Below are 13,338 nucleotides of genomic sequence, written 5' to 3' on the forward strand. Positions count from 1 at the left end.
GAACAAAGAGCAGGGAGACAACAAATGAACAAGACATCCAAGGGCGGGATATCAAAAGGACTGACGCGCCGGACCGTGCTGTCGGGCGCCGCCGCCGTCGGCCTCGCCGGCGTGGCACGTGCGCAGGCACCTAGCGAGATCAAGGTCGGACTGATCGTCCCGCTGTCGGGCATCTACACCCGCCCCGGCCAGGTGATGAAAATGGGCGCCGAGATGGGCATCGAGCACATCAACGCGCAAGGAGGCATCAAGGCGCTCGGTGGCGCCAAGCTGAAGCTGGTGGTGATTGACTGCGGCGACACCACCGAGAAGGCCAAGAACGCGGCGCAGCGCATGGTGGCGCAGGAACCCGACCTCGTCGCCGCCACCGGTTCTTATCTCTCCTCCTTCACCCTCGCCGTCACCGAGGTCACCGAGCGCGCCGAACTGCCGGTGCTGACACTGTCCTATTCGGACCTGCTGACCGACCGCGGCTTCAAATACATCTTCCAGACCGCCGCGACCGCGAGCCGTCAGTCCGAGCTCGGCCTGCCGACGCTGATGAAGCTCGCCGAGAACGCGTCGGGCAAGAAACCGAAGACCGTGGCGATGCTGATGGACAACACCGCGACGTCCGTCGCCACCGCGAAGGCGCTGAAGGAGAAATTGCTCGCGCAGGAAGGCCTGCAACTCGTCGTCGAGGAAGTCTGGACCCCGCCGCTGTCGGATGCCACGCCGCTGATCCAGAAGGTCCGCTCGGCCAAGCCCGATTTGCTCCTGTTCATGCCGAATGCAGTGTCGGACGCCAAGCTCGGGCTGGAGAAGATCAGCGAGTTCGGCCTCGGCCAGGGCAAGATCCCGACGGTGTCCTTCAGCATCACCATCGCCGAGCCCGACATGCTCCAGAGCGTGAGCCCGGAGACCGTGCAGGGCATCATGACCATCGTCGCCAACTGGGGCTCGAAGGGTCATGAGGCGCTGATCGCCGAACTCAAGGCCAAGTACAAGGAGCCCTGGATGACGCAGAACGTCATCTCGACCTATGGCGACATGTGGCTGATGAAGGAAGCGCTGGAGAAGGCCGGCAAGGCCGACCGTAATTCGGTCGCGCAGGCCTTCCGCACCATGGATGCCGGTCCGTCGAAATACTATCCGGGCGGTCAGCTCAAATTCGACGAGAAGGGCCGCCGCGTCGGCGCCGGCGTCGTCATCGTGCAATGGCAATCGGGCGTGCCTGTCACTGTCTATCCGCCCGAACTCGCGCAGGCGCAGCCGTTCTGGCCGAAGAAATCCTAAGCGCCGCGCAATTTTTCAGGGAGGAGAATTGTCATGACTGCAAAGAGCATAATCACGATCTCAAGGCGAACTCTACTGGCCGGCGCTTCCGGCACGCTGATCGCGTCCCGTGCCGCCTGGGCGCAGCAACCGGCGGAAGTGAAGGTCGGCCTGCTGGTGCCGATCTCTGGCCTCTATGCCCGCCCGGGAACGGTGATGCGTGAGGGCGCCGAGATGGCGGTCGACCACATCAATTCGCAAGGCGGCATCAAGGCGCTCGGCGGCGCCAAGCTGAAGCTGGTCGTGCTCGATTCCGGCGACACCACGGAAAAGGCCAAGAACGCCGCTCAGCGCATGGTCGCGCAGGAGACCGATCTGGTCGCGGCCAGCGGCGCATACCTGTCCTCATTCACGCTCGCGGTGACAGAAGTCACCGAGCGCGCCAGCCTGCCCGTCCTCACCCTCTCCTATTCCGACCTGATCACCGACCGCGGCTTCAAATACGTATTCCAGACCGCGGCCACCGCAGGTTCGCAGGCACGGCAGGCGTTGCCGCAGATCATCAAGTTGGCGGAGACCGCCTCCGGCAGGCGGCCGAAGACGGTCGCGATCCTGACCGACAACACGGGGGCCTCGATCGCTTCCGCAAAGGCGATGCGCGAAGGCCTGCTGGCGGAGAACCAGCTGCAGCTGATCGTCGACGAGACGTTCACGCCGCCGCTGGCCGATGCGACGTCGCTGGTGCAGAAAATCCGTTCGGCGAAACCCGATCTGCTGTTCTTCCTGCCGACGGTGATCTCGGACGCGAAGCTGCTGCTCGAGAAGATGAACGAGTTCGGCCTCGGCCAGGGCAAGATTCCGACCATCTCGTTCGGCATCGCGATCGCCGAGCCCGACATGCTGCAGACCGTGAGCCCCGAACTGCTCCAGGGCGTGTTGACCTGCGTCGCAAGCTGGGGCGCCAAGGGCCACGAGGCCCTGATCGCCGAATTGAAGACCCGCTACAAGGAGCCGTGGATGACGCAGAACGCGATCTCCACCTATGGCGACATGTGGGTGATCAAGGACGCGCTCGAGAAGGCCGGCAAGGCCGACCGCGTCGCCGTCGGCGAGGCGCTGCGCACCATGGATGCCGGCCCCTCGAAATACTATCCGCTGGGCGAGATCAAGTTCGACGAGAAGGGCCGCCGCGTCGGCGCCGGCGTGACCATCGTGCAGTGGCAGTCCGGCGTGCCGGTGACGGTGTTCCCACCCCAGCTCGCGCTGGCGCAGCCGTTCTGGCCCAAAACCTGAACTGAGAACTGACCTAGACAAGGTCCGAAGGAGAAACGGAGAACAACATGGACAAGGCGACCTACGACCGCGGGCTCGAAATCCGCAAGAGCGTGCTCGGCAACGAGTTCGTCGACAAGGCGATCGCATCCGCGGACGAGTTCAACCGTCCGATGCAGGACCTCACCACGGAGTATTGCTGGGGCTACGTCTGGGGCCGCGACGGCCTGACGCGCAAGACCCGCAGCTTCCTCAATCTGGCGATGCTCTGCGCGCTCAACCGTCCGCACGAGCTGAAGACCCATGTCCGCGGCGCGCTCGCCAACGGCGCCACCAAGGAGGAAATCCGCGAGGTCTTCATGCAGGTCGCGATCTATTGCGGCGTTCCGGCCGGCGTGGATGCGTTCCGGAACGCGAAGGAAGTCTTCGCCGAGCTCGACAAGAAATAACGGAGCGTGACGACGATGAAGGGCAAATGGGCACTCCTGACCGGTGCGACGGCGGGCCTTGGCCTCGCCGTCGCGGAAGGCGTTGCCGGCGCGGGCGCCAATATCGTCCTTCATGATCTCGTCGCGCCGAAACAGGCCGCGGAAGATCTCCGCGCCCGCTTCGGTGTCGAAGTCATCGCCGCCGGCGTCGATCTGTCCCGGCGCGAGGCGATCGAGGGCATGATGGCCGATCTGCTCGACCGCTGTGGCGCCATCGACATCCTCGTCAACAACGCCGTGGTCAGGCATTTCTCCGCCATCGAGCAATTTCCGCCCGATCGCTGGGAGCAGGCGCTGGCGGTCAATCTGTCGGCGCCGTTCCATCTGATCCGCCTGGCGCTGCCGGCCATGAAGCAGCGCGGCTGGGGCCGGATCATCAGCATGGGCTCGATCTATTCGAGCCGCGCGGTCGAGGACCGCATCGACTACGTCACCACCAAGACTGCGATTTCGGGCATGACCCGCGCGGTGGCGATCGAGACCGCGCGGAGCGGCATCACCTGCAACATGCTCTGCCCCGGCACGCTGCCGACGCCTGCGATCCTGAACAAGATCGCGACGATCGCGTCGAACAGCGGCCGTCCGGTCGACGACGTGACCAAGGAATATCTCGGCGAGCGCCAGCCGACGCAGCGTTTCATCGAAATGAATGCGGTCGCCGCCATGGTCGTCTTTCTCTGTGGGTCCGCGGCAAACGACATCACCGGCGCCAGCCTGCCGATCGACGGCGGCTGGTCGGTCGCATGAAAGCATTGGGAGTGTTGCGATGACTGAACAATCGGGCCAGAGCGTCGTGCTGACGGGTGCCGCCGGCGGCATGGGACGCGCCATCACCAAGGCCTTGCTGGAAAGCGGCCGCCGCGTCGTGCTGGTCGATCGCGACGCCAAGGCGCTTCAGGAACTCGCATCCACGGCGGGCAACGCGGTGTTTCCGATCCAGCTCGACATTAGCGATGGGCAGGCCGTGGATCGCCTGCCGGACGCCATTCCCGCGCAGTTCAAGCCGGTCGACGTCCTCATCAATAACGCCGGGCACGATATCGGCGGGCGGACGCGGTTCGATGCCGGCTCCGCCGACGATTGGTCCAACATCATCCAGACCAATCTGATCGGCCTGATGCGCGTCACCCGCGCGATCCTGCCCGACATGGTCAGGCGCAACGCCGGCCATGTCGTCAACATCAGCTCCATCAATGCGGTCCGGATCGTCCCGGATATGGCCGCCTACAGCACCAGCAAGGCGGGCGTGCACATGTTCACCGAGACGTTGCGGGGCGAGCTGGCGGAAACCGCGATCCGGGTCACCGAGCTCCAGCCAGGCCTGACCCGGACCAACATCATCCTGACCCGCTACCGCGGCGACAGGCAGAAGGAAAAGGACTATTTCGACCAGTTCAGGATGGCGCTCGAGCCTGCCGATATTGCCCGTTCGATCGTCTTCGCCCTGGACCAGCCCGCGCACGTTCAAATTGCCGAAATGATGATTCTGCCTGTAAACCGGTACTGACTTTTCCCAACCAGGGTCCGGACATGGAAAGACGTAGCGAATTGCAGTCGACACTCCGCATCGAGGACGTCCCGACCGTCCGGGCGATGGTCGCGCAAAAGCTTCGCGAGGCGATCATGTCCGGAACACTCAAACCGGGCCAGCGCCTGGTCGAGCGCGAGCTCTGCGAGATGATGGGCGTCAGCCGCCCCTCGATCCGTGAAGCACTGCGTGCCCTCGAAGCCGACGGCCTCGTCAACATCGTGCCGCACCGCGGCCCCGTGGTCTCCACGATCAGCCTCGAAGAAGCCCGGCAGCTCTACGCGGCGCGCGCGGTGCTCGAAGGTTTCGCCGGCCGCGAATGCGCCAGACTCCACGATCCGGAAGTGGCTCGGCGGATCGGGGAAGCCCTGACGCGACTGAAGGCGGCCGCAGCCAAGCAGGACCTCGTCGGGAGCCTCGAAGCCAAGACCGACTTCTACGCCGCGTTGATCGGTGGATGCCGTAACGCCTTCATCGAGCGCATGCTCAAGCCGCTGCACGACCGGATCCAGCTGTTGCGGATCACGTCGATGTCGCAGCCGAAACGGATCAACAAGAGCCTGCGCGAGGTCACCGCGATCTGGCGCGCGATCCAGAACGGCGATCCAGATCTCGCCGAGCGCTGCTGTGTCGATCACATCAATGCGGCTGCGGTGGCCGCGCTCGACATGATTGAACGAAACGCCGCCAAGGAGGCGGCGCCTTCCGACGACTAGAAAAACAAGAATTCAGGGAGTGTTCGATGTTGTCTCTGGTACGATCGCTGATCCTGTGTCTCCTGCTCTCGCCCTGCGGCGCGGCAATCGCAGACGACTACCCCACCCGCCCGGTCACGATGATCGTGCCCTTCTCCGCCGGCGGCCCCGGCGACGTCATCGCGCGAATTCTCGGCAACGCCATGAGCGCGACGCTGAAGCAGTCCATCGTCATCGAGAATGTCGTCGGCGCCGGCGGAACACTCGGCACCAACCGCGTCGCCAAGGCCGCGCCTGATGGCTACACGCTGCTCCTGATGCATGTCGGCCAGGCCACTGCGCCCGCGCTCTACGCAAAACTGCCGTTCGATCCCGTCGGCGACTTCGCCATGATCGGGCTCGTCACTGATGTCCCGATGATCCTGGTCGCCCGGCCGAATTTCCCGGCCAAGGATCTCGGCGAGATGATCGCGCGCATCCGCAGCGAGGGCGACAAGATGACCTTCGGCAATGTCGGTCTCGGCTCGGCCTCGCAGCTCTGCGGCCTGATGTTCATGAGCACCACCGATACGAAACTCTCGCAAATCTACTACAAGGGCGGCGGGCCCGCGCTAAACGACGTCATCGCCGGCCATATCGACGTCTATTGCGATCCCGCGACGGGACCGACGCCCTACATCCAGTCGAACACGATCAAGGGCTACGCGATCACCAGCAAGACGCGCGTCGCGACACTGCCTGGCGTGCCGACCTCGGCCGAGGCCGGCGTTCCCGAGTTCGATGTGACGACCTGGTATGGCCTCTACGCGCCGCGCGGCACGCCGAAGCTCGTGATCGACCAGCTCGTCGGCGCGCTGCAGACGGCGCTCAAAGACCCCGCGTTGATCAGCCGCTTTGCCGAGCTCAGCATGGCTCCGGTCGAGGCCGAGCGCGCGACGCCGCAAGCCCTCGAAGCCTTCCTGAAGGCGGAGATCGCCAAATGGGGCCGGATCATCAAGGCAGCCGGAATCGAGCCGCAGTAGGCCTGCCTCACTCGTCCAGAAGCTCCAGGAATTCCTCGATCCGGCCGAACGGGTCCGCGTGCCCGCGGGCGGCGCAGACGACACGATCGCCGTCGCGCTGGAGCGATCGCGCTCTGGATTTCCGCAGCCGCCCGGGGAGGAAAGTCGCGGCGACGGCCTCGGGCCCGACATCGAGCCTGACGATGCCGCGCCGCTTGCAATCGATCCTGAGCCTTGCGGCCGCAAAGAAATCGCGCGCCTCCGGCGGGAGCCTGCCGAAACGGCGCGAGGTCTCCTCCTCAAGGTCTTCCAGATCGTCGTCGCTCCGGCATCTGGCGGCGCGACCATAGATCTCGAGCCGCATTGCTTCCGATTGCACATAACCTTCAGGCAACATGTCGCCGACAGGCAGATTGAGATCGGGCACCCACAGAAAGGCGCCCGAGTCGTTCACTCTTTCCGAGGCGAGCTTCAGGAGATGACTGTAGAGCACCGGTCCGAACACCTGCACGTGCCCGGACTGCTGCTCGGAAAACAGATCGCCGGCGCCCCTGAGGTCCAGGTCGCGCTCGCTGATGGCGAAGCCGGCGCCGGGCTTGCTGAACTCCTCGAGGACGGCCAAGCGCTTCTCGGACTGTTCCGAGGTCGACTCCGTCAGCAGATAGGCGAAGGCGCGCGTTCCGCCGCGCCCCACCCGCCCCCTGAGCTGATGGAGCTGTGCGAGGCCGAACTTTTCGGGCCAGCACACCACGATGGTATTCGCGCGCGGGATATCGAGACCGCTTTCCACGATGTTGGTCGCCAGGAGGACGTCCGCCTCGCCATCGACGAAACTCATCATGCGGTCGTCGAGGTCGTCGACGGGCATCTTGCCATGAAGGCAGACGATGCGGAGGTCGGGCGCCAATGATTGCACGCGCGCCAGCATCGGCTCCAGATCCTGGATGCGCGGGCAGATCAGAAAACTCTGTCCATGCCGCCGCCGCTCGCGGAGCAATGCTCCGGCGATGGCCGCATCCGAAAGCGGAGCGATCTTGGTCACGATCGGAAGCCGGTGAACCGGCGGCGTTGCGATCACGCTGAGATCCCGGAAGCCCGCAAGACCAGCAGCGAGCGTGCGCGGGATGGGCGTCGCGCTCATCCAGAGCGTATGGGCATTCTTTGCCAGCCCTGAAAGCTTCGCCTTCTCCGCCGCTCCGAAGTGCTGCTCTTCGTCGATGATGACGAGGCCAAGATCGGCGAACTTCACATCCTTTGCAGAGAGCGCCTGCGTGCCGACAACGACTTTCAGCCTGCCGCTTCGCAAGCCCTCTTTGATCCCTCGCGTCTCCGGGCCGGAGGTCGCTCGCGACAGGCTTCCGACGTCGATACCGAGAGGACCGAAGCGCTTGCGGAAGGTTTCGACATGCTGCCGCGCCAGGACCGTGGTCGGCACCGCGATCGCCACCTGTTTCCCGGACAGCGCCACCGCGGCTGCCGCGCGCAACGCGACCTCGGTCTTTCCAAATCCGACGTCGCCGCACACCACCCTGTCCATGGGATGACCTGCCGCGAGATCATCGAGCACGTCCTGTATGGCCTTCGCCTGATCGACGGTCGGGAAATACGGAAAACGCGCAACGAACCTTTCATAGAGCGGCCCGGGTGCGACCAGTTTCGGCGCGCGGCGGCGGTGGCGCTGGCTGATGTGCTTTGCGAGCGCCCTGGCGGCGACCTGAATCTCCGCCTCGGCCTCGGTCCGCCGCGCCCACCATGTGCTTCCGTCCGCCTTGTCGCGTGCCAGCTTGCCGGGCTCGGCCGCATACGGCCAGATCAAGGCAAGATCGGCCGGCGGCACGAGAACGGCGTTGTCTCCCGCGAACGCAAGCCTGACCATCTCGCGCCGCGATCCCGTCCCCATGGCGAGGGTCTGCAAGCCGTCGAGCAGAGCGAGCCCACGCTGCAAATGCACCACCGCCGCGCCGCGCTCCGCGACGTCAGGATGATCGAACGCGGCCGTCCAGGCCCTCGCCATGGGCTGCGGATGATGGGCTCTGCTGCCGAGCACGTCGGACGCGGTGACGATGACGAGAGGCTTGCGGCCGGCTCCGACGAAGCCGGCATCGAAGTCGGCCAGGAACGCTGTTTCGCGATCGCGTCCCTCGGTCGCCTCGCTCCAATCGGCACAGCGCTCCGCCTTGATGCCGCTCATCCGCTCCATCGCGCGAAGGTCATCCTCGACGGCCGCGACGAACAGCACCCGCGACCCGGCGCGTTGCATGTCGTCAATAAATGCGCGGAGGATCTTTCTTGGCGAAGAGGCCTTCGAGAAATCGGGCGTCGGCGTGAAGGCCGATTTTTGCGGAAGCACGCTGATGCGCTTCTTCAGCCGCTTCCAGTCAGCCCGTCCGAGATACTCGCGCTCCGCATCCCTGCGGCCAGCGGCCTCCTCGATGGTGCCCAGCCAGATATCGGCATGGCCCAGCACGCCGGCATCCACGATCCACCGCGCGCGAGCGCAATAATCCGGCAGCGTCGCCCGCTGTCCGCGCTTGCCTCCGAGCGCAATCTGTTCGGACATCGGATCGATCAGCAATTCCCTGGTCTCGTAGACGACCTCATGCTCGACCGGATCGACGGCAACGATCTTACGGATCACGCCGCCGGAATGTTCGATCCTGAAAGGACCAAGTCCGCCCGCGGGAAACACCTCGAACGTCTTGCCGTGGAACAGGACGCCGCCCGGATATTCCGCCTCTTCATCGAGGTCGTAGCCGAGAGCTTCCAGACGGCTCTCCAGCTCGGCTTCCGAATAGGCCGCGCCCACTTTCAGGCTGAGGCTGGTCTTTGACCAGCTCGCCGGCAGCGGCAGCCGCTCCATGATGGCTTCTGCGGTCGATACGAGGAAGACCGGCTTCTTGGCCTTGGCGAGGCGCCGCAACACCGAGCTCCGCCTGCCCGCGATCTCGCGCGACGGCTCCAGACCATCGAATGGCAGATTGTTCAGTCGCGGGAACACCAGCACGTCGACCGAAGGGTCGAGCGCGTGGATCACGCCGCCCAACCGCTCCGCCCTGTTCTCATTGTCACAGAGGAACACGAGGCCGTCGCGGCCGGACTTCTCCCATTGCTCGCGCAGATGCAGCGCCAGCATGCCGAGCGGCGATGAAGACGAGACCGTAGAACGCGACGAGCTCTTGCTGTTAGAGCTCTTGCCTTTCGAGCCCTTGCTCTTTGAGCTCTGGTTTTTCGAGCTCTTGCTCTTAGAGCTGGCCTTTGTCTTTGTCGCGCCGGTCGCGGTCCGGGCTTTCCTGGTAGGCGCCAATTTGTATCCAACTTTGTTTCGCAAATAGAGGCGTGCGCCGACGAGCCCTCCCGTGAGCTCGGTCGATAACGCACATCGGGCCTAAGCGCCCAATGACGTCATTACAATTTCGCGATTGCGTTGAAAAGCAGAGACGCAAGCCCGGACGACCGGCCTGCACGCCAAAATAAGGCCTATTGCAGGACTTTCGGCAGCACCACGACCACGTCGACGCTCTGTCCGAGAACCTGAGTCGCAACCACCGCGAGATGGTGCGAGAATTCGTCTTCGATCTCGCTCGCGCAGTCTTCGTCCCTGGCAATGGCGAACAGCAGATTGCCGTCGATCTCGTCGAATCGGATGCCGGCGAAGATGCGATCGAACGTCTCGGCGCCCGCGATGCCCGCGATTCGCGCCTGGATGGCCTGGTCTTCGATGAGGGACAGTTTCATCATAATCGGGAACATGGGGGCGCACCTCCCAAATGCAAGAGCGGAAGCGTGCTGGCGCGACCCCGCGGGCGAACTATATTAATCGCATCGCCCTGCCTGACCGTGTCCGCCCTTGAGGAAACTCTTGATTCTCTTCCTGCTGCTGATCCTCGTGCCGATCGGGCTGTCGACCGGGCGCTATTATCTGTTCGGCGATGGCCGGGGCAATTGGCAGACGGCGGATCGCTCGAGCGCCGGCTTGCTGCCGCCGGCATCCGCCAATCCGGACGCGCTGATCCGGGTCTTTGCCGCGCGGACGGTGCGGTGGCGCAGCATTTTCGCCGTCCACAGCTGGATCGTCGTCAAGGAGAAAGGTGCCAGCACCTACAGCCGGTACGACTACACGGCGTGGGGCGACCCGATCCGGAGCAACGGATTTGCACCCGACGGCCGCTGGTTCGGCGCCATGCCCGAAACCGTCGTGGCGGTCGACGGCGCGCGGGCCGAAGCGCTGATCCCCAAGATCCGCCACGTCGTCGAGACCTACAAGTTCCGCGCCTACGGCGATTACAGCGCCTGGCCCGGGCCGAATTCCAACACCTTCGTGCAGGCGGCGCTGGACGCCGTTCCCGAGCTTCGTGCCATCCTTCCACCCACCGCGGTCGGCAAGGACTATCCGTACAGTGGACGCTGGGCCGGCATCACCCCTTCCCGCACCGGCGCCTACGCCTCGCTGTCGGGTTACCTCGGCATGACGATCGGCTGGGTCGAAGGGTTCGAGATCAATTTCTTCGGCGCGGTGCTGGGCATCGACATCCGGCGGCCGGCGCTCAAGCTCCCCGGGATCGGCCGCCTGGGCGTCGCGGCTGGCCTGTAGAGCGCCCGCCGGCGCCTCGCCAAACAAAAAACTGAAAAACAACCCCATGCACAGTAGAACCGCCATTGGCCGGTTGGTCGCGGTGGCACGGCTTAAGTCGAGACGATGTTTGGTTGAATCGTCCCGCGGGCGCAGAGCGCGCGGCCTCCCTCCTGAAACGCAAATTGAGCCGCCGGACGAGCCCAGATTTCACCAGGCTGCGGCCGTTTGACTCGTCGGGCAAAACACTGGCAGAATTGCATCGTGGCGATCATGCCAGCCGATATGATCCAGAGCGATCATGGCTCGTTGATACGCCGCTAGCCCCCAAGCGCCGGAATATTTTCGCGAAAGATGATCTCGCTGCGCGGCGCCTCGATGCCGTGCATGGCGCTGCGGCCGGCGCGCAGATTGTCGAAGATGCCGACACAGCTCATCATCGTGTTGAGCTGATTTTGAGTGATGACGGCATCCATCGTCCCATCGAGCAGAAAGCTGCGCGTATCCGAGGTCAGACCATGACCAATGAAGATCACGTCGCGTGCCCGGTTCATTTCCTTCAGGGCGCGAGCGACACCGTCGGCGGCGCCGCCGATGTTGTAGATTCCGGCAAGATCCGGATGCTGGCCTAGCAGCATGCGCGTCTGGCGATAGTTGCGGTCGGCGTCATCGTGACCTTCGCGCAGGCCTACGACCTTGATCGCCGGGAACAGTTCTTCGAAGACGTGCAGAAAGCCCATTTCGCGTTCTTCGTGCGCGCGGTAGCTGCGGCTGCCCGCGATCATCGCGACCTTGGCCGGACGCTCGCCCAGAAAGCGCGCGATCAGATAGCCGGCGGTGCGTCCGATCGAGCGATTGTCCAGTCCGATATAGGCCGCGCGGCGTGCGTTCAGGATATCCGAGATCAGCGTCACCGTCGGCACGCCGTGCTCCGCAAGCCTATCGACGGCCTCCCGCACGACCGGGTGTTCGAGCGCCATGAAAGCGATGCCGTCGGCCTTGTCGCGGGCGCGCCAGAGCTGGCGTGCCAGCAGGTCGGGATTGAAGCTCTTGATGGTGTCGACCTGACAATGGACGTTGAACGGCGCGAGCCGGCCGTCGGAATGCGCGATCAGCTGCCCGAGCGTCGACAGGAAGCGGTTGGTGCCCGACGGCAGCAGGAACAGCAGCCGCATCGGCTTGGGCCGCATCGCCGCGAGGAGGTTCTCGGCCGGCATGTAGTCGAGCTCGGACGCGGCGGCGAGCACCCGCTGCTGCGTCATCGCCCGCACACCGGGCCGGCGATTGAGCACGCGGTCGACCGTCGCCGTGGAGACGCCGGCCCGGCGCGCCACGTCAACGATGCGGCTCAGCGAACGAGCGAATGGCTTGTCCATCTCAGGGCCCAAACGTCAAATACATCAAAAACCATCACCATTACCGTTTGACATGGTAGCTCTAAGCCGCAATTTTCGCATCAACATTGTCGCAGAAACATCAAATAACATCAAATCGCTGTTGGAGGAGAAGCCCATGTCCCTGACCCGTCGGCGCGCCCTGCAAGCCCTGTCCGCCCTTCCCGCCGCGGGCCTGATCGGCGGTCTCTCGCGCCCGGCCCGGGCGGCCGAGTTTTCGCTGAAATACGGCAACAACCTGCCGCTGACGCATCCCCTCAACATCCGCGCCCAGGAAGCCGCCGACCGCGTCGCCAAGGAGAGCAATGGCCGGGTCGAGATCGTCATCTTCCCGAACAACCAGCTCGGCGGCGACACCGACATGCTCGCCCAGGTGCGCAGCGGCGCGCTGAACTTCTTCACGCCCTCCGCGCTCGTGGTCGCGACCCTGGTACCGGTCGCCGCGATCAACGCGGTCGGCTTTGCCTTTGCCGATTACGATCAGGTCTGGAAAGCGATGGACGGCGGGCTTGGCGCGCATATCCGTGCCGCCATGGCCAAGGTCGGCCTCCATACGTTCGAGAAGATGTGGGACAACGGCTTCCGCCAGATCACCAGCGGCGCCAAGCCGATCGAGAGCGCCAAGGACATGGACGGACTCAAGATCCGCGTGCCCGTGTCTCCGCTCAGCATCTCCATGTTCAAGGCGCTGTCGTCCTCGCCGACCAGCCTGCAATTCAGCGAGGTCTATTCGTCGCTGCAGACACGCATTGTCGACGCGCAGGAAAATCCGCTGCCGATCATCCAGGTGGCGAAGCTCTACGAGGTGCAGAAGTACTGCGCGATCAGCAACCACATCTGGGACGGCTTCTGGTTCATCGCCAACGCCCGCGCCTTCAACGCCCTTCCCGCCGACCTCAGGACCATCGTCAGCAACGCCATCAACGATGCCGGCTTGAAGCAGCGCGAGGACATCAAGGCCTTCAACGCGACCGTGCAGACCGACCTCCAGAGCAAGGGAATGAACTTCACCAAGCCTTCGCCGGACTCGTTCCGCGCCAAGCTGCGCGACGGCGGCTTCTACAGCGAATGGAAAGGCCGCTTCGGCGACGAAGTCTGGGCGCTGCTCGAAGGCGCCGTCGGCAAGCTGGCCTGAG

At 64.4% G+C, this 13,338-nt stretch carries 13 protein-coding genes; 10 read left to right on the plus strand and 3 right to left on the minus strand.

Annotated features, from left to right (window positions below):
• Positions 1 to 24 precede the first annotated feature (24 nt).
• Genes AC5ZFO_RS00780 through AC5ZFO_RS00810 form a run of 7 tightly spaced genes read left to right on the plus strand, consistent with a single transcriptional unit; the run spans position 25 to position 6,259 of the window.
• Positions 25 to 1,275, plus strand: coding sequence for an ABC transporter substrate-binding protein (locus AC5ZFO_RS00780; protein ID WP_496121055.1), 1,251 nt, complete (start codon positions 25 to 27; stop codon positions 1,273 to 1,275).
• A gap of 33 nt (positions 1,276 to 1,308) precedes the next feature.
• A complete protein-coding gene (locus AC5ZFO_RS00785) occupies positions 1,309 to 2,547 on the plus strand; it encodes an ABC transporter substrate-binding protein (protein ID WP_282518545.1) in 1,239 nt (412 codons plus the stop codon).
• Positions 2,548 to 2,594: 47 nt separating this feature from the next.
• Positions 2,595 to 2,975, plus strand: coding sequence for a carboxymuconolactone decarboxylase family protein (locus tag AC5ZFO_RS00790; protein WP_014496467.1), 381 nt, complete (start codon positions 2,595 to 2,597; stop codon positions 2,973 to 2,975).
• A 15-nt stretch (positions 2,976 to 2,990) separates the two neighbouring features.
• Complete coding sequence (locus AC5ZFO_RS00795; protein WP_282518957.1) at positions 2,991 to 3,761, plus strand: SDR family oxidoreductase; 771 nt, start codon at positions 2,991 to 2,993, stop codon at positions 3,759 to 3,761.
• A 19-nt stretch (positions 3,762 to 3,780) separates the two neighbouring features.
• A complete protein-coding gene (locus AC5ZFO_RS00800; RefSeq protein ID WP_166097621.1) occupies positions 3,781 to 4,521 on the plus strand; it encodes an SDR family oxidoreductase in 741 nt (246 codons plus the stop codon).
• 23 nt (positions 4,522 to 4,544) lie between these two features.
• Positions 4,545 to 5,258: a GntR family transcriptional regulator gene (locus tag AC5ZFO_RS00805; protein ID WP_282518547.1), complete on the plus strand. Its 714-nt coding sequence runs from the start codon at positions 4,545 to 4,547 to the stop codon at positions 5,256 to 5,258.
• A 26-nt stretch (positions 5,259 to 5,284) separates the two neighbouring features.
• Positions 5,285 to 6,259 (plus strand): tripartite tricarboxylate transporter substrate-binding protein, encoded by a 975-nt coding sequence (locus AC5ZFO_RS00810; RefSeq protein WP_282518548.1) that lies wholly within the window; start codon positions 5,285 to 5,287, stop codon positions 6,257 to 6,259.
• Between the two features lie 7 nt (positions 6,260 to 6,266).
• Here AC5ZFO_RS00810 and AC5ZFO_RS00815 read toward each other — a convergent pair whose 3' ends face one another.
• Positions 6,267 to 9,371, minus strand: coding sequence for a DEAD/DEAH box helicase (locus tag AC5ZFO_RS00815; RefSeq protein ID WP_496121059.1), 3,105 nt, complete (start codon positions 9,369 to 9,371; stop codon positions 6,267 to 6,269).
• Between AC5ZFO_RS00815 and AC5ZFO_RS00820 the strand changes: the two genes are divergently transcribed.
• Positions 9,370 to 9,570 carry a hypothetical protein gene (locus AC5ZFO_RS00820; RefSeq protein ID WP_282518550.1) on the plus strand — a complete coding sequence of 67 codons (201 nt, stop codon included), beginning with the start codon at positions 9,370 to 9,372 and terminating at the stop codon, positions 9,568 to 9,570. The genes AC5ZFO_RS00815 and AC5ZFO_RS00820 overlap by 2 nt on opposite strands.
• Before the next feature lie 145 nt (positions 9,571 to 9,715).
• On the opposite strand, the gene AC5ZFO_RS00825 is transcribed toward AC5ZFO_RS00820, so the two are convergent.
• Positions 9,716 to 9,976: a hypothetical protein gene (locus tag AC5ZFO_RS00825; protein WP_071917581.1), complete on the minus strand. Its 261-nt coding sequence runs from the start codon at positions 9,974 to 9,976 to the stop codon at positions 9,716 to 9,718.
• A gap of 121 nt (positions 9,977 to 10,097) precedes the next feature.
• On the opposite strand from AC5ZFO_RS00825, the gene AC5ZFO_RS00830 reads away from it, so the two are divergent.
• On the plus strand, positions 10,098 to 10,829 hold the full coding sequence (locus AC5ZFO_RS00830) for a DUF3750 domain-containing protein (RefSeq protein ID WP_282518551.1): 732 nt from the start codon (positions 10,098 to 10,100) through the stop codon (positions 10,827 to 10,829).
• Between the two features lie 299 nt (positions 10,830 to 11,128).
• Here the strand turns inward: AC5ZFO_RS00830 and AC5ZFO_RS00835 are convergent, their stop codons facing one another.
• Entirely contained in the window at positions 11,129 to 12,184 is a 1,056-nt protein-coding gene (locus tag AC5ZFO_RS00835) for a LacI family DNA-binding transcriptional regulator (RefSeq protein ID WP_282518552.1), read from the minus strand.
• Positions 12,185 to 12,320: 136 nt separating this feature from the next.
• Between AC5ZFO_RS00835 and AC5ZFO_RS00840 the strand changes: the two genes are divergently transcribed.
• Positions 12,321 to 13,337: a TRAP transporter substrate-binding protein gene (locus tag AC5ZFO_RS00840; protein ID WP_282518553.1), complete on the plus strand. Its 1,017-nt coding sequence runs from the start codon at positions 12,321 to 12,323 to the stop codon at positions 13,335 to 13,337.
• Position 13,338: the final 1 nt, after the last annotated feature.

Source organism: Bradyrhizobium sp. Unk1 (assembly GCF_059512345.1).

Coding starts and splice junctions, on each gene's coding strand:
- AC5ZFO_RS00780 (WP_496121055.1), top strand. CDS start 25: ATGAACAAGACATCCAAGGGCGGGATATCAAAAGGACTGACGCGCCGG.
- AC5ZFO_RS00815 (WP_496121059.1), bottom strand. CDS start 9,371: ATGCTGGCGCTGCATCTGCGCGAGCAATGGGAGAAGTCCGGCCGCGAC.
- AC5ZFO_RS00795 (WP_282518957.1), top strand. CDS start 2,991: ATGAAGGGCAAATGGGCACTCCTGACCGGTGCGACGGCGGGCCTTGGC.
- AC5ZFO_RS00840 (WP_282518553.1), top strand. CDS start 12,321: ATGTCCCTGACCCGTCGGCGCGCCCTGCAAGCCCTGTCCGCCCTTCCC.
- AC5ZFO_RS00790 (WP_014496467.1), top strand. CDS start 2,595: ATGGACAAGGCGACCTACGACCGCGGGCTCGAAATCCGCAAGAGCGTG.
- AC5ZFO_RS00810 (WP_282518548.1), top strand. CDS start 5,285: ATGTTGTCTCTGGTACGATCGCTGATCCTGTGTCTCCTGCTCTCGCCC.
- AC5ZFO_RS00805 (WP_282518547.1), top strand. CDS start 4,545: ATGGAAAGACGTAGCGAATTGCAGTCGACACTCCGCATCGAGGACGTC.
- AC5ZFO_RS00835 (WP_282518552.1), bottom strand. CDS start 12,184: ATGGACAAGCCATTCGCTCGTTCGCTGAGCCGCATCGTTGACGTGGCG.
- AC5ZFO_RS00785 (WP_282518545.1), top strand. CDS start 1,309: ATGACTGCAAAGAGCATAATCACGATCTCAAGGCGAACTCTACTGGCC.
- AC5ZFO_RS00800 (WP_166097621.1), top strand. CDS start 3,781: ATGACTGAACAATCGGGCCAGAGCGTCGTGCTGACGGGTGCCGCCGGC.
- AC5ZFO_RS00820 (WP_282518550.1), top strand. CDS start 9,370: ATGCCGAGCGGCGATGAAGACGAGACCGTAGAACGCGACGAGCTCTTG.
- AC5ZFO_RS00825 (WP_071917581.1), bottom strand. CDS start 9,976: ATGATGAAACTGTCCCTCATCGAAGACCAGGCCATCCAGGCGCGAATC.